Source organism: Alphaproteobacteria bacterium, assembly GCA_039980135.1.
Classification (GTDB): Bacteria; Pseudomonadota; Alphaproteobacteria; order UBA6615; family UBA6615; genus UBA8079.
In genome coordinates, this window is record JBDXCV010000009.1 from 749,253 (window position 1) to 775,501 (window position 26,249).

Annotated in this window: 25 protein-coding genes and 1 other RNA gene; 13 read left to right on the top strand and 13 right to left on the bottom strand. The window is 63.2% G+C overall.

What is annotated here, in order from left to right; genetic code table 11:
- Positions 1-60 precede the first annotated feature (60 nt).
- Positions 61-1,203 carry a DNA recombination protein RmuC gene (gene rmuC / locus ABJ363_14050; protein ID MEP4380120.1) on the top strand — a complete coding sequence of 381 codons (1,143 nt, stop codon included), beginning with the start codon at positions 61-63 and terminating at the stop codon, positions 1,201-1,203.
- Between the two features lie 20 nt (positions 1,204-1,223).
- Here the strand turns inward: rmuC and recR are convergent, their stop codons facing one another.
- The 4 genes from recR to ffs form a co-directional block, all read right to left on the bottom strand.
- On the bottom strand, positions 1,224-1,814 hold the full coding sequence (gene recR, locus ABJ363_14055; protein MEP4380121.1) for a recombination mediator RecR: 591 nt from the start codon (positions 1,812-1,814) through the stop codon (positions 1,224-1,226).
- A 14-nt stretch (positions 1,815-1,828) separates the two neighbouring features.
- On the bottom strand, positions 1,829-2,158 hold the full coding sequence (locus tag ABJ363_14060) for a YbaB/EbfC family nucleoid-associated protein (GenBank protein ID MEP4380122.1): 330 nt from the start codon (positions 2,156-2,158) through the stop codon (positions 1,829-1,831).
- The gene (locus ABJ363_14065) at positions 2,155-4,170 is read right to left on the bottom strand and encodes a DNA polymerase III subunit gamma/tau (protein MEP4380123.1); all 2,016 of its coding nucleotides are present in this window, start codon (positions 4,168-4,170) and stop codon (positions 2,155-2,157) included. Before ABJ363_14065 ends, ABJ363_14060 begins: the two co-directional genes overlap by 4 nt.
- A gap of 29 nt (positions 4,171-4,199) precedes the next feature.
- An RNA gene (ffs, locus tag ABJ363_14070) (signal recognition particle sRNA small type) lies at positions 4,200-4,292 on the bottom strand.
- Positions 4,293-4,423: 131 nt separating this feature from the next.
- On the opposite strand from ffs, the gene nudC reads away from it, so the two are divergent.
- Positions 4,424-5,335: an NAD(+) diphosphatase gene (gene nudC / locus ABJ363_14075; GenBank protein ID MEP4380124.1), complete on the top strand. Its 912-nt coding sequence runs from the start codon at positions 4,424-4,426 to the stop codon at positions 5,333-5,335.
- 129 nt (positions 5,336-5,464) lie between these two features.
- Here nudC and ABJ363_14080 read toward each other — a convergent pair whose 3' ends face one another.
- Positions 5,465-6,334 carry a prephenate dehydratase gene (locus ABJ363_14080; protein MEP4380125.1) on the bottom strand — a complete coding sequence of 290 codons (870 nt, stop codon included), beginning with the start codon at positions 6,332-6,334 and terminating at the stop codon, positions 5,465-5,467.
- A 36-nt stretch (positions 6,335-6,370) separates the two neighbouring features.
- Positions 6,371-7,147 (bottom strand): 3-deoxy-manno-octulosonate cytidylyltransferase, encoded by a 777-nt coding sequence (locus tag ABJ363_14085; protein ID MEP4380126.1) that lies wholly within the window; start codon positions 7,145-7,147, stop codon positions 6,371-6,373.
- 202 nt (positions 7,148-7,349) lie between these two features.
- Between ABJ363_14085 and ABJ363_14090 the strand changes: the two genes are divergently transcribed.
- The 8 genes from ABJ363_14090 (at position 7,350) to ABJ363_14125 (ending at position 16,201) form a co-directional block, all read left to right on the top strand.
- Positions 7,350-7,889: a cytochrome c family protein gene (locus ABJ363_14090; protein ID MEP4380127.1), complete on the top strand. Its 540-nt coding sequence runs from the start codon at positions 7,350-7,352 to the stop codon at positions 7,887-7,889.
- A 40-nt stretch (positions 7,890-7,929) separates the two neighbouring features.
- On the top strand, positions 7,930-8,760 hold the full coding sequence (gene hisN, locus ABJ363_14095) for a histidinol-phosphatase (protein ID MEP4380128.1): 831 nt from the start codon (positions 7,930-7,932) through the stop codon (positions 8,758-8,760).
- A 27-nt stretch (positions 8,761-8,787) separates the two neighbouring features.
- Positions 8,788-9,312, top strand: coding sequence for an ACT domain-containing protein (locus tag ABJ363_14100; GenBank protein MEP4380129.1), 525 nt, complete (start codon positions 8,788-8,790; stop codon positions 9,310-9,312).
- Positions 9,313-9,483: 171 nt separating this feature from the next.
- The gene (locus ABJ363_14105) at positions 9,484-11,355 is read left to right on the top strand and encodes an extracellular solute-binding protein (GenBank protein MEP4380130.1); all 1,872 of its coding nucleotides are present in this window, start codon (positions 9,484-9,486) and stop codon (positions 11,353-11,355) included.
- A 32-nt stretch (positions 11,356-11,387) separates the two neighbouring features.
- The gene (locus ABJ363_14110) at positions 11,388-12,506 is read left to right on the top strand and encodes a microcin C ABC transporter permease YejB (GenBank protein MEP4380131.1); all 1,119 of its coding nucleotides are present in this window, start codon (positions 11,388-11,390) and stop codon (positions 12,504-12,506) included.
- Positions 12,507-12,579: 73 nt separating this feature from the next.
- Positions 12,580-13,602, top strand: a complete 1,023-nt coding sequence (locus ABJ363_14115; GenBank protein ID MEP4380132.1) for an ABC transporter permease — start codon at positions 12,580-12,582, stop codon at positions 13,600-13,602.
- Complete coding sequence (locus ABJ363_14120; protein MEP4380133.1) at positions 13,599-15,248, top strand: ABC transporter ATP-binding protein; 1,650 nt, start codon at positions 13,599-13,601, stop codon at positions 15,246-15,248. The genes ABJ363_14115 and ABJ363_14120 overlap by 4 nt, the downstream gene beginning before the upstream one ends.
- A gap of 17 nt (positions 15,249-15,265) precedes the next feature.
- Positions 15,266-16,201 (top strand): glyoxylate/hydroxypyruvate reductase A, encoded by a 936-nt coding sequence (locus ABJ363_14125; protein ID MEP4380134.1) that lies wholly within the window; start codon positions 15,266-15,268, stop codon positions 16,199-16,201.
- Between the two features lie 11 nt (positions 16,202-16,212).
- Here the strand turns inward: ABJ363_14125 and ABJ363_14130 are convergent, their stop codons facing one another.
- Positions 16,213-16,833 (bottom strand): glutathione S-transferase, encoded by a 621-nt coding sequence (locus tag ABJ363_14130; protein MEP4380135.1) that lies wholly within the window; start codon positions 16,831-16,833, stop codon positions 16,213-16,215.
- Between the two features lie 99 nt (positions 16,834-16,932).
- Positions 16,933-18,243 (bottom strand): LLM class flavin-dependent oxidoreductase, encoded by a 1,311-nt coding sequence (locus tag ABJ363_14135; GenBank protein MEP4380136.1) that lies wholly within the window; start codon positions 18,241-18,243, stop codon positions 16,933-16,935.
- 227 nt (positions 18,244-18,470) lie between these two features.
- On the opposite strand from ABJ363_14135, the gene ABJ363_14140 reads away from it, so the two are divergent.
- The gene (locus tag ABJ363_14140) at positions 18,471-20,246 is read left to right on the top strand and encodes a tetratricopeptide repeat protein (GenBank protein MEP4380137.1); all 1,776 of its coding nucleotides are present in this window, start codon (positions 18,471-18,473) and stop codon (positions 20,244-20,246) included.
- A gap of 13 nt (positions 20,247-20,259) precedes the next feature.
- Here ABJ363_14140 and ABJ363_14145 read toward each other — a convergent pair whose 3' ends face one another.
- Entirely contained in the window at positions 20,260-21,636 is a 1,377-nt protein-coding gene (locus tag ABJ363_14145) for a leucyl aminopeptidase family protein (GenBank protein ID MEP4380138.1), read from the bottom strand.
- Positions 21,637-21,794: 158 nt separating this feature from the next.
- Here ABJ363_14145 and ABJ363_14150 point away from each other — a divergent pair, with 158 nt between their 5' ends.
- Positions 21,795-22,208, top strand: coding sequence for a lipocalin-like domain-containing protein (locus ABJ363_14150; GenBank protein ID MEP4380139.1), 414 nt, complete (start codon positions 21,795-21,797; stop codon positions 22,206-22,208).
- Positions 22,209-22,302: 94 nt separating this feature from the next.
- The gene (locus tag ABJ363_14155) at positions 22,303-22,941 is read left to right on the top strand and encodes a glutathione S-transferase N-terminal domain-containing protein (GenBank protein ID MEP4380140.1); all 639 of its coding nucleotides are present in this window, start codon (positions 22,303-22,305) and stop codon (positions 22,939-22,941) included.
- A 78-nt stretch (positions 22,942-23,019) separates the two neighbouring features.
- Here ABJ363_14155 and ABJ363_14160 read toward each other — a convergent pair whose 3' ends face one another.
- The 4 genes from ABJ363_14160 to ABJ363_14175 are packed head-to-tail and all read right to left on the bottom strand — an operon-like array spanning position 23,020 to position 26,243.
- A complete protein-coding gene (locus ABJ363_14160) occupies positions 23,020-23,751 on the bottom strand; it encodes a phosphoadenylyl-sulfate reductase (GenBank protein MEP4380141.1) in 732 nt (243 codons plus the stop codon).
- Positions 23,752-23,754: 3 nt separating this feature from the next.
- Positions 23,755-24,276 (bottom strand): DUF934 domain-containing protein, encoded by a 522-nt coding sequence (locus ABJ363_14165; protein MEP4380142.1) that lies wholly within the window; start codon positions 24,274-24,276, stop codon positions 23,755-23,757.
- The gene (locus ABJ363_14170; GenBank protein ID MEP4380143.1) at positions 24,263-25,918 is read right to left on the bottom strand and encodes a nitrite/sulfite reductase; all 1,656 of its coding nucleotides are present in this window, start codon (positions 25,916-25,918) and stop codon (positions 24,263-24,265) included. The genes ABJ363_14165 and ABJ363_14170 overlap by 14 nt, the downstream gene beginning before the upstream one ends.
- 13 nt (positions 25,919-25,931) lie before the next feature.
- Positions 25,932-26,243 carry a DUF2849 domain-containing protein gene (locus ABJ363_14175; GenBank protein MEP4380144.1) on the bottom strand — a complete coding sequence of 104 codons (312 nt, stop codon included), beginning with the start codon at positions 26,241-26,243 and terminating at the stop codon, positions 25,932-25,934.
- Between the last annotated feature and the right edge of the window lie 6 nt (positions 26,244-26,249).

The following is a 26,249-nucleotide window of genomic DNA, read 5'->3' on the forward strand; positions in this document are numbered from 1 at the left end:
CTCCCATGCCCGGCGTCAAGCCGACCGGCGACTCATGGCCATGATTGCTAGAATGAACCCATGGATATCCTGCTTGTGATCGTCGCCGTTGTCGGCGCCGTGGCGATTGGTGCTGCGGTCGCCACCTATTTCCTGCGGATACGCACGAACCGGGCCGCGCCTGAACCGAACAGCGATGTCATTGCCCTGGCCGAACGGCTGTCCCAGATGACCGAGGCCCAGGCGGCCCAGCAGGCCCAGCTCGCCCAGACCCTGCAGGCCCAGGAGCGCGCACTCGCCAAGGCGGTCGACGACCGGCTGCAGCTGCTGACCGGGAAAATCAACGAGACCCTGGAGAAAACCAACAAGACCCAGAAGACCAATCTCGACGAGCTCAAGGAACGGCTGGTGCGGATCGACACCGCCCAGAAAAACCTGTCCGACCTTTCGTCTCAGGTCGTCGGACTACAGGATATCCTGTCCAACAAGCAGGCGCGCGGCGCATTCGGCGAGGTCCAGCTGCAAGGCCTGGTCGAGGCGGTGCTGCCGCCCGACACCTACACATTCCAGGCGACACTGGCTGACGGCAAACGCGCCGACTGCCTGCTCGATCTGCCCAATCCACCCGGCCCGATCGTGATCGATGCGAAGTTCCCGCTCGAGGCGTGGCGCCTGCTGCAGGCCGCCGGTTCCGACACCGAACGCAAGGAGGCCGAGCGCGCGCTGCGGCGCGATGTCGCCACGCATGTGAAGGCGATCGCCGAAAAATACATCGTTCCCGGAGAGACAGCGGACGCGGCGCTCATGTTCCTGCCGTCCGAAGCCGTCTATGCAGAACTCCATTCGTCCTTCGCAGATGTCGTCGACGCCGCCAACCGCGCCAAGGTCTTCATCGTCTCTCCGACGACATTGTGGGCGCTGCTCAACACCATGCGCGCGGTGATGAAGGATGTGCGCATGAAGGAAGCCGCCGGGGTCATCCAGATCGAGGTCATGAAGATGCTCGAGGATGTGGAGCGGCTGGAAAAACGCGTTGGGCATCTGGAAGCCCATTTCGCACTGGCCGAGAAGGACATCCGCGAGATTCGCACCTCGACAGGCAAGATTACCCGGCGCGGCGACCAGATTCAGGACATCCAGCTTGGTGAAAGCGACGTTCCAGCCCTCGAAGATGCGCCGGATAGCCCTCCCGACGACCGCCCCCTCCTCCGCACGGTCGAATAGAGAGCGGATTCGTCGACAGCCTAAACCTCGCGCCGGCTCTTCAGCGCTGCGGTCAGCGTCCCGTCATCCAGATAGTCGAGCTCGCCGCCCACCGGCACACCGTGGGCCAGCCGCGAAATTCGAACGCCGGAATCGACCAGCCGCTCGGTGATGTAGTGGGCTGTGGTCTGGCCCGCGACGGTCGCGTTGGTCGCGAGGATCACCTCGCCGACAGCCTCGGACCGGGCGCGGTCGAGCAGCTTTCCGATCCGCAGATCATCCGGCCCAACCCCGTCGAGCGCTGACAAGGTTCCGCCGAGAACATGGTAAAGCCCGCCATAGGAGGCCGTACGCTCGAGCGCCCAGAGATCGGCCACATCCTCGATCACGCAGATCACGCCGCGATCGCGCTCCGCATCGTCGCAGATCCGGCAGGGGTCAACGGAATCGATATTTCCGCAGTTGCTGCAGGTCCGGATCGCGGTCACCACGCCCGTCAGCGCCTCGGCCAGCGGTTGCATGAACTGCGGCCGCTTGATCAGGTGCAGTGCTGCGCGGCGCGCCGAACGTGGCCCGAGCCCCGGCAGCTTCGCCAGCAGATCGACGAGCCGTTCGATTTCAGGTGTCGACATTCGAACCCGGCGCGTCAGCCGCCAAAGGGCATATTGAAGCCCGGTGGCAGGTTCAGGCCGCCCGTGAGTTCCTTCATCTGGTCGGCCGCCTGTTGTTCGGACTTTGCCTTCGCGTCGGCATGGGCGGCGACAATCAGGTCTTCGAGAATGTCGGCCTCAGCCGGGTTCACCAGGCTCGGGTCGATCTTGATGCCCTTCAACTCACCCTTGCCGCTGAGAGTCACGGTGACCATCCCGGCCGCCGACGAGCCCTCAACCGACATCTCCGCCAGGCGCTCCTGCATCTCGCCCATCTTGGCCTGCATTTCCTGTGCCTGCTTCATCAACTGGCCGAGATTCTTCATGCGTCGTCATCCTCAGTTTCGTCGTCGTCTTCCGCGGGTGCGGCGTCCGGCAGCAGATCCGCGATCCCCGGGTCACGCGCTTCAACTTTCTCGATACTCGCGCCGGGGAATGCCTCCAGCGCGGCCCGCACAACCGGGTGCTCGGCCGCCTCGCGATAGGTCGTGGCCTCGGCTTCCCGGTCCTGTTCGGCCAGCGTCGCGTCGCCCTCGGCACCCGAAACACTCACCTGCCAATGGGCACCCAGCCATCCCCGCAACCGGTTCAGCGCCTGGCCCGGCAGGTCGGACGGCGCGTGCTCATTGGGACGAAATTCGAGCCGCCCGGGCTCATAAGTCACCATGTGCACATTGTTGTAGAGGTGGCTACGCAGGCCGATCTCGCGGCGCTCGCCAAACAGTTCGACAAGCTCGCGGAAACTCTGCGGGTCGGCGAGCGCCTGGGGTGCAGGATCGGGTGCCTGTACGGGAGACGGCATTTCACGCGGGACCGGCGCCGTCGCCGTTGCGGCCGCCGCGGCATCCGCGCCGCCGCCGTTTCCGGCAACAGACTGCGAACCACCGCCCGGACCGCCATTCCCGGTCGGCGGTGTTTCTGCGGTCGCCGGGGCGGGTGCGGGCTCGCTTTCAAGCTTCTTGACGATGTCCCCCGGTGACGGCATATCGGCGGCGTGGGCAAGCCGGATCAGCACCATCTCCGCGGCGGGCATGGCCGACGGCGCACGCTGTACCTCGCCGACACCCTTCAGCAGCATCTGCCAGGCACGCGACAGTATGGCGACACTCAACCCCTCCGCCATTGCCAGGCCACGCGTGCGCTCAAGCTCGGAAACCGCACCGTCCTCGGCCGCCTTGGGCACGAGTTTGACCCGCGTGATCCAATGGCTGAGTTCCAGCAAATCCTGCAGCACCGCGAGCGGATCCGCACCGGCATCATGCAGTGTGCCCAGCCCCGCCAATGCATCAGAAATGCGTCCGGCCATCAGCGCCTCGAACATGTCGAACACGGCCGCACTGTCGGCGGTACCCAGCATGATCCGGATATCTTCTTCGGTCGCCGTCGCGCCGGCGGAGCAATAAGCCGAGATCGCCTGATCGAGCAGCGACAGGCCGTCACGCACCGATCCATCGGCCGCACGTGCGATCAGGCGCAGGGCGCCGTCCTCGAGCTTCGCGTTCTCGGCCTCCGCGATGCCGCCGAAATGGGTCATCAGTTCGTCCGCGCCGACCCGGCGCAGATCGAAACGCTGGCACCGCGACAGGACCGTCACAGGCACCTTGCGGATCTCGGTCGTCGCGAAGATGAATTTCACATGCTCCGGCGGTTCCTCGAGCGTCTTCAGCAGCGCGTTGAACGCATGCCGTGACAGCATGTGAACCTCATCAATAATGTAGACCTTGTAGCGCCCGAACACCGGCCGGTAACGCACACCGTCGAGGATTTCACGAATATCGTCGACCCCGGTCCGGCTCGCGGCATCGACTTCGATCACATCCGGGTGGCGGTCCTCGGTGATCGCCACGCATTGCTCGTCATCGGCGGCGGGCGAAATCGTCGGCCCATCCAGCGCATTCAGGCATTTGGCGATGATCCGCGCGGTCGTGGTTTTGCCGACACCGCGCACCCCGGTCAGGATGAAGGCATGGGCCACACGGTCAAGCGCAAACGCATTTGTCAGGGTGCGTACCAGCGCCTCCTGGCCGATCAGCCCGTCAAATCCCAGCGGGCGGTATTTACGCGCCAGCACCTGGTAATCCGCCGTGGCGTCGCTCTCGCTGACGGGCTCCGCTTTCGGTTCGGCAGGTTTCGGTTCGGCAGCTTCCGAAACCGCCGGCGCTGGCTCCGGTGCCGGCGCAGCATCGCCGCCGCCATCGAGAAAACTGGCCTGGTTGGGATCGTCGATGGTCGGGCTGCCGTCGAGAGACTCATCCGCGTCCGCAACTGGCGGTTCACCCGGCTGGTCTTCGAGGTCGGCGGTCATCGGTGTCACGTGTTCCCGGACAGATTGGCTCAACTACCAATATCCGATTCGGTGTTCGAGGTGGGAGACCGGTTGAATACGACCCGGGCGAAACTCGTTACGGCTGCTTCCTTCCGGACCTGACCGGGTTGGCGAGGCGCTCGTCCGCCCGGCCTCCCGCGCGCACTATACCAGATCATGAGGCACGATAAACAACGGCCAAACCGACAAATCCGGGCTCTTTCCACAGGCCGAAAGCTATGACAGGTTACCGCCCGTTCCCTCCCCGCTCAGCAAAGGCCAGCCGGTGCCCCGCAACTATTATTCCAGCGACTATCTCGACCGCGTTTCGCACCTGCGCAACGATCTGGACTGGCTCGCCCGGCAATTGTCCGCGACGACCAGCCGCCTTTTGCCCGTGTGGCAGCAGAACAATCTCGTCGTCAGCGGCGAGACGGTCGCGGCGGCGGCCCTCGAGGTGCACCACATCGAGGCCCTGCGCGCCGACGATGTGGAGCCGATCCTGCTGGGCCTGGTGGACGGGACCGCCTATTTCACGCTCGACGTCAGCCACATCCCCGACCCCCATGAACATGAGGTCCTGGCCGCGGCAGGCCTGTTCGAGGATTTGCGCAAGGTCGGCCCCTATGTGGGCCGCGAAGAGGGTAACCTCCTCGCCTATGCGCGCGGCATCAACTACTGGCACCAGCGCCACCGTTTCTGCGGCGTGTGCGGTGCGCCGACCCGGAGCGAATCGGCCGGGCATCAGCGCCGCTGCACCGATGAGGCCTGCAACGCCTCGCATTTCCCGCGGACCGATGTCGCCTGCATCATGCTGGTCCATGACGAGGACCGGATCATCATGGGAAAGTCGCCGCGCTTCCAGGGCCGCATGCAGTCGGTGCTCGCGGGGTTTCTCGAACCGGGCGAAACCCTGGAGGACTGCGTCGCCCGCGAAGTCTTCGAAGAGGTCGGTGTTCGGGTGACCGATGTGGAATACCAGCACTCCCAACCCTGGCCATTCCCGTCCTCCCTGATGGTCGGATTCCGGGCGCGGGCATTGGATTTCGAGCTCACCATCGATGAGACGGAATTGCTGTCGGCGGAATGGCTGACCCGCGCGGAGCTGAAGGCGACCACGCCGGACTCACCCGTACAGTTGCCGCGACCGGACTCGATCGCCCGACGCCTGATCGAGGAATGGCTCGCCGAGGACTAGGCGGAAACGGCCCCATCTTCGTCATACGCGGGCTTGACCCGCGTATCTTGTCTCTCAACCGAATAGTGCATGAGATGCCCGAATCAAGTCCGGGCATGACGTTCTATCCAGAGAACGCAATCTACCTGGCTACTGCTTGCGGTAATCCGCTGCCGGAAACACACCCAGCACCCGGACATTCTTCGAGAAGTAGTCCAGCTCCTCGAATGCCTGCGCCACCGCAGGATCCGCCGGATGGCCCTCAATCTCGGCATAGAAGCGCGCCACCGAGAACCGGTCACCGGAAATATAGCTTTCCAGCTTGGTGATGTTCACGCCATTGGTCGCAAACCCGCCCATCGCCTTGTAAAGCGCCGCCGGGACCGACCGCACCTGGAAGATGAACGACGTCATGCAGGGGCCGTCATTGGGGTCCGGGTCGCGCCGCGCACGGGCCAGAACCACAAAACGCGTGGTATTTCCGATCCGGTCCTCGAAACGCGAGCGCAGCACCTGCAGATCATAGATCTCACCCGCGAGCGGCGGTGCCAGCGCGCCGATGGTCGGATCGCCCAGCTCGGCGATCTCCAGGGCCGATCCCGCCGTGTCCGCCCGCGCGGCGGTGCGCACGCCCAGCTGCGCCAGCTGCTCGCGGCACTGGGCCAGCGCCTGGGCATGGCTGCGCACCTCGACGAGGCCTTCGAGTGTCGCATCCTTGGTGGCCAGCAACTGATACTGCACCTCCAGATAATGCTCGCGGATGATGTAGAGGCTCGATTCCGGCAGCAGGTGGTGAATATCCGCCACCCGCCCACCGAGCGAATTCTCGATCGGGATCATCGCCAGCGTGGCCCTGCCCTCGCTCTCGACGGCTGCAAACGCATCCTCGAACGTGGCGCAGGCGAGCGGCGTCATGTCGGGAAACGCCTGCTGGCACGCGATGTGCGAGTTGGCCCCGGGAACACCCTGATAGGCGATGGTGGTGGCCGGGTCGCCGGCCTGCTGGTTCGTATCGGTCATCGTTGTCGGCTTCTTTCGCGAAAACGCGCGTGCCTGCTATGCCAGCAATGCCCGCGCGCGTTCAAGATCGGTGGGAGTATCGACACCGAGCGGAACAGTGTCAACGCGTGCCGCATCGATCCGCATGCCGGCCTCCAGTGCGCGCAACTGCTCCAGCTTCTCGCGCTGCTCCAGTGGGCTGGCCGGCAACGTGACAAACCTCTCCAGCGCGGCACGGCGATAGGCGTACAGCCCGATATGGTGGAAATGGTCCCCCGGGCCGGTCGGCACCGTGGCGCGGCTGAAATAGAGCGCCCGGCCGGACCCGGCCGCCCCGTCGCCCGCCAGCACCGCCTTCACGACATTCGGGTTGTCACGCTCGGCCTCTTCCGCGATGGCACACACCGCCGTGGCGATATCCACGTCCGGATCGTCGAGCACCGCAACCGTGGCCCGCACGATGGCCGGGTCGAGGGTCGGCAGATCGCCTTGCAAGTTCACCACCGCGTCATAGGTACCGTCCGGATCGAGTTCCGCCAGGGCGGCCTGAATCCGGTCCGAGCCCGACGCCAGGTCCGGCGCCGTTAACACCGCGCGCCCCCCCGCGGCCACGACGGCGTCGGCGATCTCCGCCTCGGCACAGGCGATCACTACGGGCCCGACCGCGGCTTCCTCGGCGCGACGCAGGCATTGCACGATCATGGGAAGACCGCAGATATCGGCCAGCGGTTTGCCCGGCAGACGGGTAGACGCCATGCGGGCGGGAATCAGAACCACGGGGTTTGTCGGCGGGGTGCGGGAATCGTCGGGATTTGACAGGGTTCGGATCTCCATTGCAGGCGCTGCGACCTAATGCCGCGAGGCCCCGATCGGCGCTGGCCGGGGGGCCAGACGGAAGATATATCTCGAAGCGCGAGAACGGAACCGTCACCGCGTTGCGGGGGGCCGTGGACAGGTGCACGATCGCTCGCTAAATTCGCGGCGCGCGGGATATTCCGCCCGCGAAACGATCCGGTTCAAGCGGGGAATACGACGTATGGGTGGCGAGTCTTACAAGATTTGGGGATCGGTCCTCGTGGCGCTGACAGTGGCGCTCGCGATCGGCATCGTGATTAACGAAGCAACACACACCGATCATCTCGAAACCAACGCCTACAAGGTCGACGTGCTCGAAGGCGCGGCCCCGACAACGGCAGCACCCGAAGCACCGTCGATCGAGCCGGTCGGCCCGTTGCTGGCCTCCGCGGATCTCACGGCGGGCGAGAAGGGTTTCAAGCGATGCGCCACCTGCCACACCTTCGACAAGGGCGGCGCCAACAAGGTTGGCCCCAATCTCTACGGCGTCGTTGGCGGCAACAAGGGCAGGGCCTCGGGCTTCGCATATTCCGATGCACTCAAGACCATGGCCGGCACCTGGTCCTATGAAGAGTTGAACGCATTCCTGACAAAGCCCAAGGATTTCCTGGCCGGCACCAAGATGACCTTCGCCGGCATCAAGAAGCCGCAGGATCGCGCAGACATCATCGCCTTCCTTCGGCAGTATGCGGACACGCCGTTCCCGCTGCCGGCCCAGTAGCGGTCTCCCGCCACAGGAAGTAAGTTGCAGGCGGCGCTTCATGCGCCGCTTTGCATATGCGGAGAGTGACAGCGTGTCCGAACTGATCGATCCGGAACTCGAAAATTTTGCCCACGCGCTGGCCGACGCAGCCGGCGCCGCGGCTTTGCGCTATTTCCGCGCCGGTGTCGATGTCGAGATCAAGGCGGATGCGAGCCCCGTGACCCAGGCCGACCGTGAAGCCGAAACGGCGATGCGCGCCCTGATCAACCAGACCTATCCCGAACACGGCATCATGGGCGAGGAACATGGCAGCGAACGGCTCGATGCCGATCTTGTGTGGGTCCTGGACCCGATCGACGGCACCCGCGCCTTCGTCAACGGCATTCCCCTGTTCGCGACCCTGATTGCGCTGGTGCGCGGCGGTGAACCCATCCTGGGTCTGAACGCCTACCCGGCGCTGGCTGAGCGCTGGCTGGGAGTTCAGGGAAAGCCGACCCGCCACTGGTACGGCGCCAAGGAGAGCGGCGTGGTCCGGACGCGATCATGTGCCTCGATTGACGACGCACATCTGTGCACGACGTCACCCGACATGTTCGGCACCGAAGACGCCGCCCGTTACACGAAACTGAAGAACGCCGTGCGCGACACGCGCTTCGGCACCGACGCCTGGGCCTACGCCATGGTCGCATCGGGGCATACGGACATGGCGGCAGAAGCCGGCATGCAGCCCTATGACTATCTCTCACACGCCGTCGTCGTCGCGGGTGCCGGCGGCACCATCACCGACTGGGACGGCCGACCGCTACGGATGGATTCGCCCGGCTCGGTGCTCGCGGCCGGCGACGCCCAACGCCACACCGAGGCGCTGGCATTGCTAACGTCCATCTGAGACCTGCCTGAAAACAAGGAACCCGACATGGCGCATGACGTTCGTATCGCGATTTCCTGTCCCGACCGCACCGGCCTGCTTTCGGCGCTGACCGGACGGCTGTTCGATCTGGGCGCCGATATGGGCGACGCCAGTTTTGCCGTGTTGGGCGCGGCCGCCGAGTTTGCCGCCGTCGCCCGCCTGCCGGACGGGATCGAAGCCGGCAACGTCCGCGACGCGCTGACCGCGCTGCCCGAACTCGACGGCGCCGAAATCTCCGTCAGCGCCTTCGCACTCGGCGTTACCCACGGGGAAAGCGCCCATGTGACCCATCGGGTCGAGGTGCGCGGTACCGACCGGCCGGGCCTGGTCGCCCGCCTGACGGAAGCCTTCGCGGACTACGGCGCGAATATCGTGCGGATGGACTGCGAACGCATATCGGGCGGCCGCGCCGAGGATTACGTGATTCGCATCGAAGCCTGGATTCCCGACGACCGCGCCGAGACCTGCCTGGCCGCCGTGGACAACACCGCGCAGTCGCTCGGCCTGTCGGCCACCGCCGAGAAGGTCTAGCGCGCGGACCGAAACGGCGAATTCTTCAAACAAAATGACCAATCCGGGCCGGAATTACGGCACCGGCGCGGCGACCACTAACTTCCGCGTGAAAAAACGTGGGTTTGCCTTGATTGCCGACCCCTTCTGCCCCCACTTAGGTGGGAACATATTCAAGGGTCTGGAGGGGTCATGCTCCGCAATCATTTCATCGCGGCCGTCGCCGGTATCGGTCTCGCCGCAACGGCGCTCACCAGCGCACACGCGCTCGAAGGCACCAACGGTCCGGCCCACGCCCTGGCCATGCACGGCAAGCCCAAATTCGGCCCCGACTTCACCCATTTCGACTATGCCAATCCGGACGCCCCCAAGGGCGGATCGCGGGTCTCCGATGCAACCGGCACATTCGACAGCCTCAACCCCTTTATCCTGCAAGGCACCCCAGCGGGCGTCAGTCTGATCTATGACACACTGATGGTGCAGTCCGTCGATGAGGCGTTCACGCTCTATTGCCTGTTGTGCGAAACGGTCGAGACACCGGACGACCGCTCCTGGGTCGAGTTCACCCTGCGCGAGGATGCACGCTGGCACGACGGTGTGCCGGTCAGCGTCGACGACGTGATTTTCTCGTTCCATGCATTGCGTGATCAGGGCCGGCCCTTTTATCGCTTCTACTATGGCAGCGTCGCCGACGTGGCCCAGACGGGACCGCGCAAGGTGCGGTTCACGTTCGGCGGCGATTTGAACCCCGAGTTGCCGCTGATCATCGGCGACCTGACGATTCTCCCGAAACATTACTGGGAGACGCGCGACTTTTCGAAAACCACTCTCGAACCGCCTCTCGGCAGCGGCGCCTACCGGATTGCCGACGTCAAACCCGGGCGTTCGCTTACCTTCGAGCGGGTGCCCGATTACTGGGCAGCCGATCACCCGACCCAGGTGGGATTCAACAATATCGACAGCATCCGGATCGACTATTTCCGTGACCGCGGCATCGCGCGTGAGGCCTTCAAGGGCGGCAACACGGATATCTGGATCGAGAATTCCGCCAAGGAATGGGCAACGGCGTTCGACGTGCCCGCAGTCCGCGACGGCCGGATCATCAAGGAGGAGTTTGCCCATGACCGCCCGGCCGGCATGCAGGGTTTCGTCTTCAACATCCGCAAACCGATATTCAAAGACAGCCGCGTTCGTCAGGCCCTGACCCTGGCCTGGGATTTCGAGTGGTACAACAAGAACCTCGCCTATAACGCCTACGCCCGGACCGACAGCTATTTCGACAATTCCGAACTCGGCAGCCGGGGGCTGCTTTCAGATGCCGACGCAGAAGAACGCGAGATTCTGGAGCGCTTCCGCGGCCAGCTTCCCGATGCGCTCTACACGCAGGTCTATACGACGCCGACGACCGACGGATCGGGTGCGCGCGGCATCAGGAATAATCTTCGCGCAGCCCGCAAGCTGCTCGAGGATGCCGGCTGGGTCATCCGCGACGGCATCCTCGTGAACGCCCAGACCGGCACGCCGTTCAGCTTCGAAATCCTGCTGGTGCAGCCGACCTTCGAGCGGATGGCCCTGCCCTTCGCCCGAAATCTCGAACGTCTCGGTATCGCGGCAAAAGTCCGGGTCGTGGACAGCGCCCAGTACCAGAACCGGACCGACGCGCGCGACTACGACATGATTATCGGGTCGTGGGGCCAGTCCCTGTCACCCGGCAACGAGCAGCGGGACTTCTGGAGCACCAGGGCCGCCGAAGCCGCCGGATCGCGCAACCTGATCGGTATCGAGGATCCGGTGATCGACGAACTGATCGAACTGGTGATCTCAGCACCCTCGCACGCGAGCCTGGTTCAACGAACCCGTGCCCTCGACCGCGCATTGCTGTGGGGCAACTATGTGATCCCCCACTTCCACCTGCCCGTCGATCGAATCGCCTTCTGGGACAAGTTCGGCCGGCCCGAGAAAATTCCGATGCTGGGTGAGGCCACCAACATCTCCGCCTGGTGGGTCGATCCCGCCAGGGAGGCCGCCTTGGGAACCGGCAGGCGTTCGCCGGACGGCCAGTAGCGCCGATTCACGCGCGTCGCTAGGTTACCCCGATGCTCGCCTACATCATCCGCCGACTGTTGCTGATCATCCCGACCCTGTTCGGGATCATGCTCATCAACTTCGCCATCATCCAGACCGCGCCCGGCGGCCCGGTCGAACAGATCATCGCGCAGATTCAGGGCAACGCCGTCGACGCCACGTCGCGGGTGAGCGGCGGCGGCTCCGACCTCAACCAGGACAGTCTCGGGGAGCAGCAGCGCCTCGATCAGGGCGGCGGCTTCGAATCCAAATATCGCGGCGCGCGTGGCCTACCGCCCGAATTGATCGCCGAAATCGAGGCGATGGTCGGCTTCGACAAGCCGATCCATGAACGTTTCCTCACGATGATGGAGAACTACGCCACCTTCAATTTCGGCAACAGCTTCTTCCAGGAGCGTAGCGTCATCGACCTTGTGCTCGACAAGATGCCTGTGTCGATCAGCCTCGGGCTCTGGACCACGTTGCTCACCTATCTGATCTCGATCCCGCTGGGCATTCGAAAGGCGGTCCATGACGGCAGCCGGTTCGATATCTGGACCAGCGGCGTGATCATTTTCGGCAACGCAGTGCCGTCATTCCTGTTCGCGGTTCTCCTGATCGTTTTATTCGCCGGCGGCAGCTTCGTGGACTGGTTTCCCTTGCGCGGGCTCGTGTCCGACAACTGGTCCGAGCTCAGCCTGCTCGGCAAAATCGGTGACTATTTCTGGCACCTGACCCTGCCGCTGCTGGCCCTGACGATCGGGGCCTTCGCCGGCCTGACGATGCTGACCAAGAACTCGTTTCTGGATCAGATCAATCAGCAATATGTCGTCACCGCCCGGGCGAAGGGCCTGACCGAGAAGCGCGTGCTTTACGGGCACGTCTTCCGGAACGGCATGCTGATCGTGATCGCCGGTTTTCCGTCCGCATTCATCGGCATTCTGTTCACCGGTTCGTTGCTCATCGAGGTGATCTTCTCCCTCGACGGGCTGGGGCTGCTCGGGTTCGAGGCGGCGCTGAACCGCGACTTCCCGGTCCTGTTCGGGACCCTGTTCTTCTTCTCCCTGCTCGGGCTGGTGATGAACCTGATCGGCGATCTCGCCTATGTGGCTGTGGACCCCCGCATCGATTTCGAAAGCCGCGAGGTTTGAGATGACGGTCGCGGACGACACCCGGTACGACCCTGCCGAACGCCGCCGCCTGCTGGGCGTGGCAATCACGCCGATGACAGCGCGAAGGCTGGTCAATTTTCGTGCCAACAAGCGCGGCTATTGGTCCATGTGGATTTTCCTTGTGCTGTTCCTATTCACCCTGTTTGCCGAGTTCATCGCCAACGACAAACCCCTGCTGGTACGTTTCGACGGCGACTTCTACACGCCCGTCTTCAACAGCTATCCCGAAACCGTTTTCGGCGGCGACTTCGAGACCGAGGCGGATTACGCCGACCCCTTCGTCGTCGAGCTGATTGAGGAAAAGGGCTGGCTGGTGATGCCGCTCATTCCCTACAGCTTCGACACGCCGGTAACGGACCTTACCGTGCCCGCGCCCTCGCCGCCGTCCCTGCAGAACTGGCTCGGCACCGACGATCAGGCCCGCGACGTCACGGCGCGACTGATCTACGGGTTCCGGATATCGGTGCTGTTCGGTTTCACCCTCACAGTCTTCGCCAGCGTGATCGGTGTCGCGGCCGGGGCCGTGCAGGGCTACTTCGGCGGCTGGACAGATCTTCTGTTCCAGCGCTTCATCGAAATCTGGTCGTCCCTGCCGACCCTGTTCCTGCTGATCATCCTCGCCTCCGTCGTCGAGCCCACCTTCTGGTGGCTGCTGGGCCTGATGCTGTTGTTCAGCTGGATGTCGCTTGTCGGCGTCGTACGCGCTGAATTCCTGCGCGCGCGCAACTTCGACTATGTGCGCGCGGCACGTGCGCTGGGGATGGGCAACAGGCTGATCATGTTCCGCCATGTGTTGCCGAACGCGATGGTCGCGACCCTGACTTTCCTGCCTTTCATCACGGCCGGCTCCATCACGGTCCTCACCTCCCTCGATTTCCTCGGCTTCGGCCTGCCCCCCGGGTCACCGTCGCTGGGCGAGATGCTGAAACAGGGCAAGGACAACTTCTTTGCCCCCTGGCTGGGCTTTACGTCCTTCTTCGCAATCGCGATCATGCTGAGCCTGATGATCTTCATCGGCGAGGCGGTGCGTGATGCCTTCGACCCGCGCAAGCAGATTACCGGAGACCATGGATGATGGCCGATCCATCACGCTCGAAACCCCTGCTTTCGATCAAGGACCTGTCCGTCGACTTCGCGACCCCCAGCGGGCTGGTGCACGCGGTGCGGAACGTCTCTTTTGACATCGCCCCCGGCGAGACCCTGGCCCTGGTCGGCGAGTCCGGCTCGGGGAAATCCGTCAGCGCGCTGTCCGTTCTGCAGCTCCTGCCCTACCCGACCGCGCGCCATCCGAACGGCTCGATCCGGTTCGAGGGACAGGAGCTTCTCGGCGCCGAGGAGGCAACGCTCCGCGCCATCCGCGGTAACGACGTCGCGATGATCTTTCAGGAGCCGATGACGTCGCTCAACCCGCTGCACACGATCGATAAGCAGATCAACGAGGTCCTGTTTGTCCACAAGGGGCTGGCACGCCAGGCTGCGCGCGCGCGGACGCTCGAACTGCTGAAGCTCGTTGGCCTGAACAACGCCGAGCAACGCCTCAACGCCTATCCACACGAGCTCTCGGGCGGCCAAAGACAACGCGTGATGATCGCCATGGCGCTCGCCAACGAACCCAAGCTGCTGATCGCCGACGAGCCGACCACCGCTCTCGATGTCACGATCCAGGCGCAGATCCTCGAATTGCTCGACGACCTGAAGGCCAAATTCAAGATGTCGATCCTGTTCATCACCCATGACCTGGGGATCGTGCGAAAGATGGCGGACCGGGTCGCCGTCATGCAACAGGGCGAGATCGTCGAGTTGCGTGAAACCGAGGCGCTGTTTGCCGCGCCGTCCCACAGCTACACGCAGCAATTGCTCGACGCCGAGCCCTCCGGGGCCGCGCTGGAGCCGGTGCGCGACGCGCCGAAGGTTGTCCGGGCCGACGACCTCAAGGTTCATTTTCCGATCAAGGCGGGCCTGATGCGCCGCATCGTGGACCATGTCCGCGCCGTGGACGGAATCACCCTGGAGGTGCGCGAAGGCCAGACCGTCGGGGTCGTGGGCGAATCCGGTTCCGGCAAGACCACACTCGGCCTGGCCCTGCTGCGGTTGATTTCCTCGGATGGCCCGATCGAATTCGAGGGCAACGCCATCGAGGGCCTGCGAACCAAGCAACTACGCCCGTTGCGCCGGGAGATGCAGATCGTGTTTCAGGACCCCTACGGTTCCTTGTCGCCGCGCATGTCCATCGCGCAGATCATCGCCGAGGGCCTCAAGGTCCATAACATCGGCGACACGGCCGCCGCGCGCGACGCGATGATCGTCCAGGTGATGGAGGAAGTCGGCCTCGACCCCGACTCCCGGCACCGCTATCCCCATGAATTCTCGGGCGGTCAGCGGCAACGGGTGGCAATCGCCAGGGCGCTGGTGTTGAAACCCAAATTCATCGTGCTGGACGAGCCGACCTCGGCGCTCGATCGTTCGGTACAGGCCCAGATCATCGATCTCTTGCGTGGCCTGCAGGAGAAATACAAGCTCGCCTATCTGTTCATCAGCCACGACCTGAAGGTCGTGCGGGCAATCTCCAACCATGTGATCGTCATGCAGAACGGCAAGGTCGTCGAGCAGGGTCCCGCGACGGAGATATTCGATAGCCCCCGCGAGGACTATACCAAGGCGCTGATGGCCGCCGCCTTCGATCTTGCCGCGGTCGGCGCCGGCGACACGGTATCGACCTGAGTCACGGTTGATTGCCCATGGCCGTCCTGATCATCGCTTCCCATGACCGCCCCGATTGGTGGGCCCGTGAACTCCAGCAGCGCGAGCCCGACCTCGACGTGCGGATCTGGCCCGATGTCGGTGATCCGGCCGAGATTACCTACGTGCTCGCCTGGAAACCGCCCGCCGGCGTACTGGCCAGCCTGCCCAACCTCGCCATCGTCTTCTCGCTCGGCGCCGGGGTGGATCATCTGTTCGCCGACCCGGATTTCCCCACACGCGTCGCTGTCGTGCGCGTGGTCGACCCCTATCTGACGGCGGGCATCCGCGAGTATGTGCTGCTTCATACGCTGCGCTATCACAGAAATCAGCCCGCGCTCGACCAGCAGCAGCGCGACCATGTCTGGGACGATCGCGCGCGTGAACTGCGCCAGGCCGACGAGCAGGGTGTCGGCATTCTCGGGCTCGGCGAACTGGGCCGGGCCTGCGCCGAAATGCTTGCGGGCCTCAACTTCGATGTCGCCGGCTGGAGCCGGACGCCAAAGGATATCCCGGGGGTCACCTGCTTCGACGGGCGGGGCGGCCTCGACGCATTGCTCGGCCGCTCACGCATCCTCATCTGCCTGCTCCCGCTCACACCCGAGACAGAAGGCACCCTCTGCGCGAACCTGTTCTCGAAGCTGCCCAAGGGCGCTTACCTGATCAACGCGGCGCGCGGCGGGCATCTGGTCGAGGAAGATCTGATTCCCGCGCTGGAAGACGGACGTCTCGCACACGCCACGCTCGACGTCTTTCGCCAGGAACCTTTGCCCGGCGATCATCCTTTCTGGGATCACTCCCAGATCACGGTCACGCCCCACAATGCGGCCATCACCGACCCGCGCAGCGTCGTCACCCAGATCTTCGACGATATCGGCCGGCACGGGCGAGGCGAGGCGCTGTCCAACCCGGTGGATACGGCGCTCGGCTACTAACGCGTACGCACCTACGCCATCTCGATCAGGCACCATTTCCGGAATGCCGGACGCGCCGACAGCGCCTCGTACCAACGCCGCAGGTTGGGCAGGTCAGGCCGCTCGATGTCGAGGCTGAAAAACCGGTGGGCGATGGGCCCGAGCGGGATATCCGCCAGCGTGAATTCATCGCCGGCAACATGCGCGGTCTTGCCAAGCTGCCCGTCAAGAATGGTCATGCCGCGCGCCCAGGCCTGGCGGGAGGCCTCGATCTTCGCATTGTCCCGGTCTTCGGGCTTCGTGCGCACCAATCCCACCAGCACGGTGCCCTGATGCGGCGCCACGACCGACAGCTCCCAGTCCATCCAGCGCTCGACCAGATTCCGCGCCTCAAACTCCGACGGATAAAGCGGGCTTTTATGCTTGCGAGCGAGATAGCGGATCACGCTGTTCGATTCCCACATCACGAAGTCATCGTCGATGACGGTCGGCACCTTGCCGTTCGGGTTCAATGCCAGATATTCCGGCGTGTCATTCTGGCCGAACGCACCGCCGATATCATTGTCATGATCATAGGCAAGCCCGGCTTCGTCACAGAACCACAGCACCTTCTGGACATTCGTGGACGTCGCGCGCCCGAGAATTTTCAACATCCCAGATCTCCCTTGGTCGAAAACAGGAGGGTCGAAAAACAGAAGGGCCGCACCAGGTGCGACCCTTCAGTCTCGCGTTCCCCCGATATGACTCCGGGTCTACTCCGCCGCTTCGGCCATATCATGGCCTGCGCGTGCGGTTATCTCGTCGAGCGCCGGTTTCACCACCTCATTGAACTGGGTCATGTTCTTGATGACCTTGTCCTTCGGCATCTGCGCATAGTGATAGATCAGCGTGATGTATTCGGCCGGCATCGCTTCCCACTGGGCGACCAGCTGATCGCGGACCGAGTCCGCCGTACCGATGCAGTACAGGCCGGAATCGAGCATTGAGCCAATGACATCGGCTTCATCGAGCTTCCGGCGGCCCATCGCGGCGTAGAAGTTCTTCCAGATGTCGAAATCATGGGCCATCACCGCATCGACCGCCGCATCGTAACTTTCGGCGATCTGCAGCCAGCGCACGATGTTCTGGTTCTGGCCCGGCAACCAGTTGAAGCCGTTCGCGGCCGCAGTCTCGGCATACTGTTTGCCGAGCGGTGCAGCCGTGTTGATGTCGGTGAAATAGGTCGGGATGAAGCCCATGCGCGCGTTGTAGTCGATCGTCTCGGGGCTGCCGCTGCCTGACACGAAGACCGGCGGGTGCGGGTCCTGATAGGGCGACGGGCAGACACTGACATTCACCACATTGTTGTTCTCGTCGACCTCATCCAGGGCGCCGAGGCGCTGGGTGACACCGACCTGGGCCAGCTGCCAGTCATCCACACCCGTGTCGCCGGGATACGGTATCTGCCAGGCGCTGCCCTTGTGGTTCATCGAATCCTGGGTCCAGGCCTTGAGCACGATCTCGATATTCTCCTCGAACACATCACGGTTGTGCTGGTCGTTCTTGACGTCCTTGTCGGAGATCGTGAAACCGCTCTGGGCGAAGCCGGCGCCGACCGCCGTCTGGTTGTTCTTGGCGGCCGTCGGCGACTTGGTCGAGGTCGTGCCGTAATGCTGGCCGAACACATTGGTCCAGCGGCTCTGATAGCCGCGCGCGAAACCGACGAAGCTGCGGCCCTGGGACAGATGATCGATGATCGCCGTCTCCTCGGCCACGCGGATCGGGTTCTGGATACTCATCACGTAGCCGAGCTGGCCGACACGCACATTCTTCGTGATCGCGGCCCAATACGCGTCCATGATCGCCGGCGCCGGGCCGACCTCATAACCTTCCGACCAGAAGTGATGCTCGATTGTCGCAACACCCCAGAAGTTGAGGTTGTCCGCCGCCATGATGACTTCATGCCAGCCCTGAACGGTCTCCTGATAGCGTTCCTTGTTGCGGCCGATCGGGCGCAGCTTCTCACGTTCTTCTTCACTCTCGGCGTGAATAACGGGATAGGTCTGGAGAATCGGTTTAACCATCGGGGCCTCCCAGGGCAGCTTTTGTAAACTGTATTAGAACCCTTTCTAGCGCCTCGCTGATCCAATCACCAATTATGTAAAATAATAATATCCATAAATGAATATTATATATTCAACGCGAACCACAGGCGACAACGGCGCATGACAGCACAACGTGCGGTTCGTCATAATCGGTCACGGATCCGAAACGATTAGCACACCTCCCAACGCGAGACAGAATCCAGGTAATGGCGTCGACCACGGAACTTTTCAGACAGGCCGAAAACCACATACGCGGCGGCCGGCATGACGCGGCGATCGCCACGTATCGGAAAATTCTGAAACACGATCCGGCGGACTTTCGCGCCGAGTACCGGATTGCCGTCGTGCAGCTCATGGCCGGACGGCACGCGGTGGGTGAAAAGCTCTTGCGCAAATGCGCGCGAGAGCGCCCAAACGACCCGGACATCCTGTTCAGCCTCGGGCGCGCCTGCGCCGCGCAGGGCAACCATGACGACGCGATCGAATTTCTGACCCAGGCAAACAGGATCGCACACGGCAGGGCCGATATCATGTCGGCGCTCGGGGATGCGCATTACCTGTCCGGCGATCCGGAAAGGGCGCTCGATATATATCGCGAGACGATCGCCCTCGCCCCCGACGACATGCGCACACGGGTCAACATCGCCACGATCATCAGCCGCTCGGGACACCGGGACGAGGCTGTGGAATTCATGCGCCCCGCCTACGAGGCGGCGGGAATTCAACCCGCCATCGCGCGGATTTTTGCGGAGATGCTGCGGGCAAAAGGAGAGTTCGACGAAGCGCTTCAAATCATCGACGTCCTGCTCGCCGAAACACCGGACGACCTCGCCGCTGTCTCTTCCAAGGCCGGCATTCTCGACCGTTCCGGGGATAGCCGCGCCGCCGCTGATTTACTCCTGCCATTCCTTGAGACAGGCGCGCAGTCGCCGGATTTCGCCCGTGCCTGTGGCCAGGTCGCCCTCAACCTGAGCGAACCGATTCTGCCCCTCGACCGGGTAGCCGGGCTCATCCAAGACAGCTTGCAGCAGATTCGTTCGAACCGTTTCGAACGCCGCGGCCTGTCGTTCATGCTGGCCGGGCTCCAGGAGAAGCTGGGCGATTATCCACGCGCCTTTGAAACCTGCCTGGCGGCCAATGCGGTTTCATCGATTCCCTATGACCGCGCCGCCACCGAAGAGCGATTCAACGCCTATCGTGAGACTTTCGCCCCTCAAAAAATCCCGAACCTTGCCCGGGCATCTGTTTTGAGTTCGAGGCCTCTGTTTATTCTAGGAATGCCGCGATCCGGCACAACACTCGTCGAGCAGATCCTCGATAGTCATCCTGACACTACCGGCGGCGGCGAACTCCCCAATATCCAATTCGCTTCGCGCGCCATTGAGGGCTACCCGGCGTCGCTGGAAACGACCTCGACGTCAGCGTTGGACGCCATGGCGGAAACCTATCTGGACCATCTGGCAGAGATCTCGGCCGATTCGCGCTACGTAACAGACAAGATGCCGATCAACTTCGAGCATCTCGGATTTATCTGGCAGGCCCTTCCTGGCGCTCGGATCATCCACTGCCGTCGCCATCCGCTCGATGTTTGTCTGTCCTGCCTGTTTCGCAACTTCCAGAATGAGAACAGTTTTGCAGGAAGCATCGAGAGCCTTGCCGACTACTACAGGCATTATGACGCGCTCATGGCATTCTGGTCCGGTGTGCTCGACCTGCCGCGCTTCGATCTACGCTACGATGATCTGGTGACAGACCCCGCGCCAACCGTCGCGGCCATCCTGGAATTCTGCGACCTTCCCTGGGACGATGCCTGCCTGGCGTTCGACCGGAACCAACGGTTCATCAAGACCGCGAGCTATGCCCAGGTGCGCCGTCCGATAAACACCGCCGGCCTCGGTCGGCATGTGAAGTATGCCGCGCAGCTCGCGCCCCTGGCCGCGGCATTGTCGGAGGAAATCGCCCGCTACGAAGCCGGGGACTGATCCCGGCGATAGCCTATTTGCCGAAGCGCGCCTTGATGGCCCCGAACGCCGCGCGCAGACCCTGCGCCTCGCCGCCGGTCGGGCGACCCGGCTGGTCCCCGGTGTTCCACGCCATGATATCGAAATGCGCCCACGGCACATCGTCATCGACGAACTCCTGCAAGAACAACGCGGCCGTTATCGCCCCGCCGAACGGCCCGTCGCCCGCACTGGAGATATCCGCCACCTTGCTGTCGAGCAACGCTCGGTAGGGCTTGTGCAATGGCAGGCGCCACATCGGATCGGATGCGGCAGCACCATGCTTTTCCAGATCGCCATAGAGCTTGTCGTCATTCGCAAACACTGCGGCCATCCCGGCGCCGACGGCGACCCGTGCGGCCCCGGTCAGGGTCGCGAAATCCAGCAGCATGTCGGGCTTCTCGCGGCTGGCTTCGGCCAGGCAATCGCCGATCACCAGACGCCCCTCGGCATCCGTGTTGGCATTCTCGACCGTGATGCCTTTGCGGGTCTGCAATACATCCCACGGCCGGTAGGCGTTCCCGGACACGGCATTCTCCACCGCCCCGATCAGCACCCGCAGCCGAACGGGAAGTTTCGCCGCCATGATCAACTGGCCGAGCGCCAGCGCATGGGCAGCACCGCCCATGTCCTTCTTCATGCGCAGCATCCCTGCGGCGGGCTTGAGGTCGAGGCCGCCGGTATCGAAGCAGACGCCCTTGCCCACCAGTGTCACCAGCGGGCCCTTCGTACCCCAGCGCATATCGATCAACCGCGGCGCGTCATCCGACGCACGCCCGACCATGTGAATCATCGGATAATTCGCCTTCAACAGGGCATCGCCCGCGATCACACGCACCCGCGCCTTGTATTTTCGGCCAACCTTGCGCGCCTCGCCGGTCAACTCGGACGGGCCCAGATCCTCGGCCGGGATGTTGATCAGGTCACGCAACAAGGTCGTCGCGTCAAGCATCTGGCGAACCGCGGCCTGATCCGCATCCGCCGGCCAAACCAGGTCGGGGCGGCTGGTTCGCGCCGCTCGGTACCGGGTGAACTCGTAGGCCGCCAGCCCCCAGCCCAGGGCCGCGTCGTTCGCCATGGCCTTCGACAGTCGTCCGGCGATCCGGTAGCTGCCCTTCGGCAACAGGGTCGCGAGCGTGGACCAGGACCACATATCGCTGTCCGCGCCGGTGACAAACACCGCGCCTTTCACGCCGCCCTTCTGGCTCGGCAGTATGGCCCAGCCGCCGGGGCGCCCGGAAAACCCCGTCTGATCCAGCCAGGCGCGTTGCGCCGGCGTCAGGTCCTTGCGCCAGGTATCAACGCGGCCGCTGTCGAGCACGGTCAGGGTGAGCGTATCCTTACGCGGCCGGGGAATCAGATTGTGGGGCACGGCATGGTCCTCGGTTGAGCGATTCTGAAACAAAATGCGGTTGAGCGCCGACTTTGCCTGACGCGCCCAGACGTATCAACGCGACCGATGACGGATTTGCTTCAAACTTTCGAGCGAAGGCACTAGGCTCCCGCGTCGAACGAATTCGAGGACTGGAAATGGCACTTAGCGACAACGACCTTGTGGGCGCCTGGGTACTGGATGAGATGTATTCCGAGAGCGAGGACGGAACGCGGAGTCACCCGATGGGGCGCGACGCGGGTGGGATGATCATGTATACGCCGGATGGTTACATGTCCGCGATCACCCATTTCGCGGATCGTTTCCTGCCCGCCGATCGTCCGGGCGACGAGGAACGTGCCGAAGGGTTCTCAAGCTATTTCAACTACGCCGGTACCTGGAGCCTCGAGAACGACACGGTCACCCACAACATTCAAACGGCGCTGGACCCGAACATGGTCGGCATGGCGCTGTCACGAGAGATCACCAAAGACGGCGCCAGAATGGTCTTTTCCGGCCTTGGCCCGGACGGGGTGACCCGCCAGTTCATTGTCTGGAAACGCCCCGGATAATACATAAAACTTGTGAATCTCCGGCAATTGACCGTATTTCAGACGGTCAATAGGTTCACACCCACACAACGATGACAGGGAAGAGAGATCTGGGATGATCGATTTTTACACATGGTTTACACCGAACGGCCGCAAGGTCGCGATCATGCTCGAGGAAACCGGGCTCGATTACACGGTCTGTCCGATCAACATCGGAAACGACGACCAGTTCGATCCGGACTTTCTGAAGATCAGCCCCAACAACAAGATTCCGGCGATCGTCGACCGCGACAACAATGACTACCCGTTGTTCGAGACCGGCGCGATTCTGCTGTATCTTGCCGAGAAGAGCGGCAAGTTCCTCAACACCAAAGACCGCGACGCCTACTGGCGCACGATGGAATGGCTGATGTGGCAGATGGGCGGTTACGGCCCGATCCTGGGGCAGGTCCACCACTTCACGAAGTACAACCCCGATGCGTCCGATTATGCGCGCAAGCGTTACGAGGAAGAGGCGCGGCGACTGTACGGGGTGCTCAACAAGCGTCTCGAAGGCCGCGATTTCATCGTCGACGAGTATTCGATCGCGGACATGGCCTGCTGGCCCTGGGCCGCGCGCCACAATTGGCAGGAGATCGACCTCAACGAGTATCCGAATGTACGCCGCTGGTACATGACCATGCTCGACCGCCCGGCAGTTCAGGCCGCATGGAATATTCCGGAGAACGATCAGCCGCTGCCGATTCCCGAGTAGGCGGAACCCGATACTGAAACGAAGCCGGCGCCCCTTCTCGCCAGACGGGGCGCCGGTTTTTTCGTTCCGGGCCTGCCCCTAGCCCCAGGGGTTTCCGTGGATGCCGCACTCGGTCTTGTCCAGACCGTCCCAGCGACCGGCGCGCGGATCTTCCCCGGCCGCGACGGGACGCGTGCAAGGGTGGCATCCAATCGACAGATAGCCGAACTCCCACAATGGATGGCGCGGCAGGTCATGGGTTGCGAAATAGGCCTCCACATCGTCCGGCGACCAGCCGGCGAGCGGGTTGATTTTCACACGCTTGTTCTCGACCTCAACGACCGGCAACGTGACACGCCGGCCGCCCTGGAACCGCTTGCGGCCCGTGATCCAGGCGTCGAACCCTTCGAGCGACCGTTCCATCGGAACAACCTTGCGCAGATGGCAACATGCTTCCGGGTCGGACTTCCACAGCATCCCGTCAGGGTCCGCCTTCGCGATGTCCTGCTTGTCCGGGTGCTGCACACGGACATTGGTCAGCCCCAGACGCTCGGAGAGTTCCTGCTGATACTGGAGTGTCTGGGCAAACAACTGCCCGGAATCGAGAAAGATCACCGGGAGCGCAGGATCGATTGCCGCGATCATGTGCAGGACGACCGCCGACTCCGCGCCAAATGACGAAAGTGCGGCGACGCGGAACGGAAATACATCCTCGATCGCCGCCCGCAAAACCTTGTCGCCGGCCCCGTCAGGCACCAGATTCATCAACCGCGCAGCCCGCATATGGGCCGCGTTATGTGACTGGGAAGGCGCCTCGAATTCGCCGCGCATGGCCTATCCGCTCGTCCCGTTGGAGAATGCACGCGACGGGTGGTTCCGCGTTGCCGCCGCCGATTGCCGACGGTCCGTCGCGGTCTGATAGACAACCTCTATCTCGTCGAACGCCCGGAGCGCCTCGGTCGCATCCGTACCGCCCGCATATTCGAAGCTGTCGAAACCGCAACGCTCGAGAAACGCCAGCTGGTCACGAAGAATATTTCCCACCGCACGCAGCTCCCCGGTGAAGCCATACCGCTCGCGCAGCAACCGCGCGGTCGAATATCCCCGACCGTCCTTGAATTGGCTGAACGGCACGGCAATGAGGTCGAGCCGGTCGATATCGGCAACGAGATTTTCGGCGGGCGTATCGCTGTCGAGGCGGATGCCGATCGGCGCGTTACGGCCGGAAAGCGCATCGCGTTCGGCCTGCCAGCGTTCGAGCGACACGATCGCACCACCATCTGACGGCACGGGTACGCCATCCTCGATATGAACCCAGCTGTCCTCGGACAGCTCCCGATCCTTAATTAACGCCATAGAGGGCCTCCTTGAACGGATCTGCGCCGAGCCGACGATAGGTATCGAGAAAACGTTCGTTGTCTGCACGCACGCCCAGGTAGGCATCGACCAGCGTCTCGATCGCATTGACCACCTTGTCGTAAGGGAAGGCCGGCCCGACGATATCGCCCAGACTGGCGTCCTCCGCGCCGCTGCCGCCAAGGGTGATCTGGTAATACTCCTCGCCCTTCCGGTCGACACCGAGAATGCCGATATGGCCCACATGATGGTGGCCGCAGGCATTGATGCAGCCGGAAATCTTGAGCTTCAGCTCGCCGATATCATACTGGCGATCGAGATCGGCGAAACGCTCGCTGATTTCCTGGGCCAGCGGGATCGAGCGGGCATTGGCCAGTGCGCAATAATCCATCCCGGGGCAGGCGATCATATCGCTGACGAGGCCCAGATTCGGCGTGTGCAGGTCGTAGGATTTCAGGGTCTGCCAAACCGCGTAGAGTTCATCCTGACGCACATGAGGCAGCACGAGATTCTGCTCGTGCGTCACCCGGATCTCGGAGAAGCTGAATCGCTCCGCCAGTGCGGCCACCGCGTCCATCTGCTCCGCCGACGCGTCCCCCGGGACCCCGCCGATGGGCTTCAGAGAAATATTGGCAATGGCGTAGCCGTCGGCCTTGTGCGGCGCCACGTTGGTTTCGACCCAGTGCGCGAAATCCGCATCCCCGGCGACCTGGCGGGTCAGGGTCTCCGCCGCATCCTCGGCCTTGTCATAGAGCGGCGGATTGAAGAAGGCCGCGATCCGCTCGCGTTCGCCGGCGGGCAGGTCCACGGCCGTGTCGCGGATCTGCTCCCACTCGCGCTCGACCATCTCGGTAAATTTCTCGGCGCCGGTTTCGTGCACCAGAATCTTGACCCGCGCCTTGTACATATTGTCGCGTCGGCCGAGCTGGTTATAGACCCGCAAAACCGCCTCCAGATAGGACAACAGGTGGCGCTCCGGCAGGAAGTCACGGATGGTCGGCCCAACCATCGGGGTACGGCCCAGACCGCCGCCGACAATCACCTCGAAGCCGAGCTCTCCCGCCACATCGCGCTTCGCGATCAGGCCGATGTCATGGACCTTCACCGCGGCACGGTCGGTCTCTGCACCGGTTACCGCGATCTTGAACTTGCGTGGCAGGAACGTGAATTCCGGGTGCAGGGTGGACCATTGGCGGATGATCTCGGCATGGATGCGCGGATCGATCACCTCGTCGGCCGCGACACCGGCAAACTGATCGGCGGTGACGTTGCGAATGCAATTGCCGCTGGTCTGCAGCGCGTGCATCTGCACGCTCGCCAGTTCGGCCAGCAGGTCCGGAAGCTCTTCGAGTTTCGGCCAGTTGTATTGCAGGTTCTGGCGGGTCGTGAAATGGCCGTAACCACGGTCATATTTACGCGCGATCCAGGCGAGCTTGCGAAGCTGTTCGGCCGACAGGGTGCCATAGGGGATCGCGACCCGCAGCATGTAGGCATGCAGCTGCAAATACACGCCGTTCATCAGGCGGAGCGGCTTGAATTCGTCCTCGCTCAGTTCCCCGGCGATACGACGGCGGACCTGGTCACGAAACTGGTTGACCCGTTGGTCGACCATCGTCTGGTCGATTTCATCGTAGATATACATGCGACTCTTTCCTCTATGCGCCCGTGTCGGGCACGTAACTCTGCTTGCTCAGATCCGGCCGTACACTCGGCCCGGTCGCGCGAATGAACTCCCGGTATTTGATGGGACGAACCACACCATCCACTTCGGCCACGTCAATCAGGTAGGGGTCGATGACGACCCGATCCTGCTCGGCCTGTTTCGCCTCCCGGAGCAATGCGTCCGCAGCCGTCTCGTCCATCGCGATCACGCTGCCCGAGATGCGTTCGGACCAGCTGCTGTCCGCCGCCAGATAGACGACGATCCCGTCGCCCAGCCGATTTGCCGAAATCACCTGTTGTGTCATCTTCTC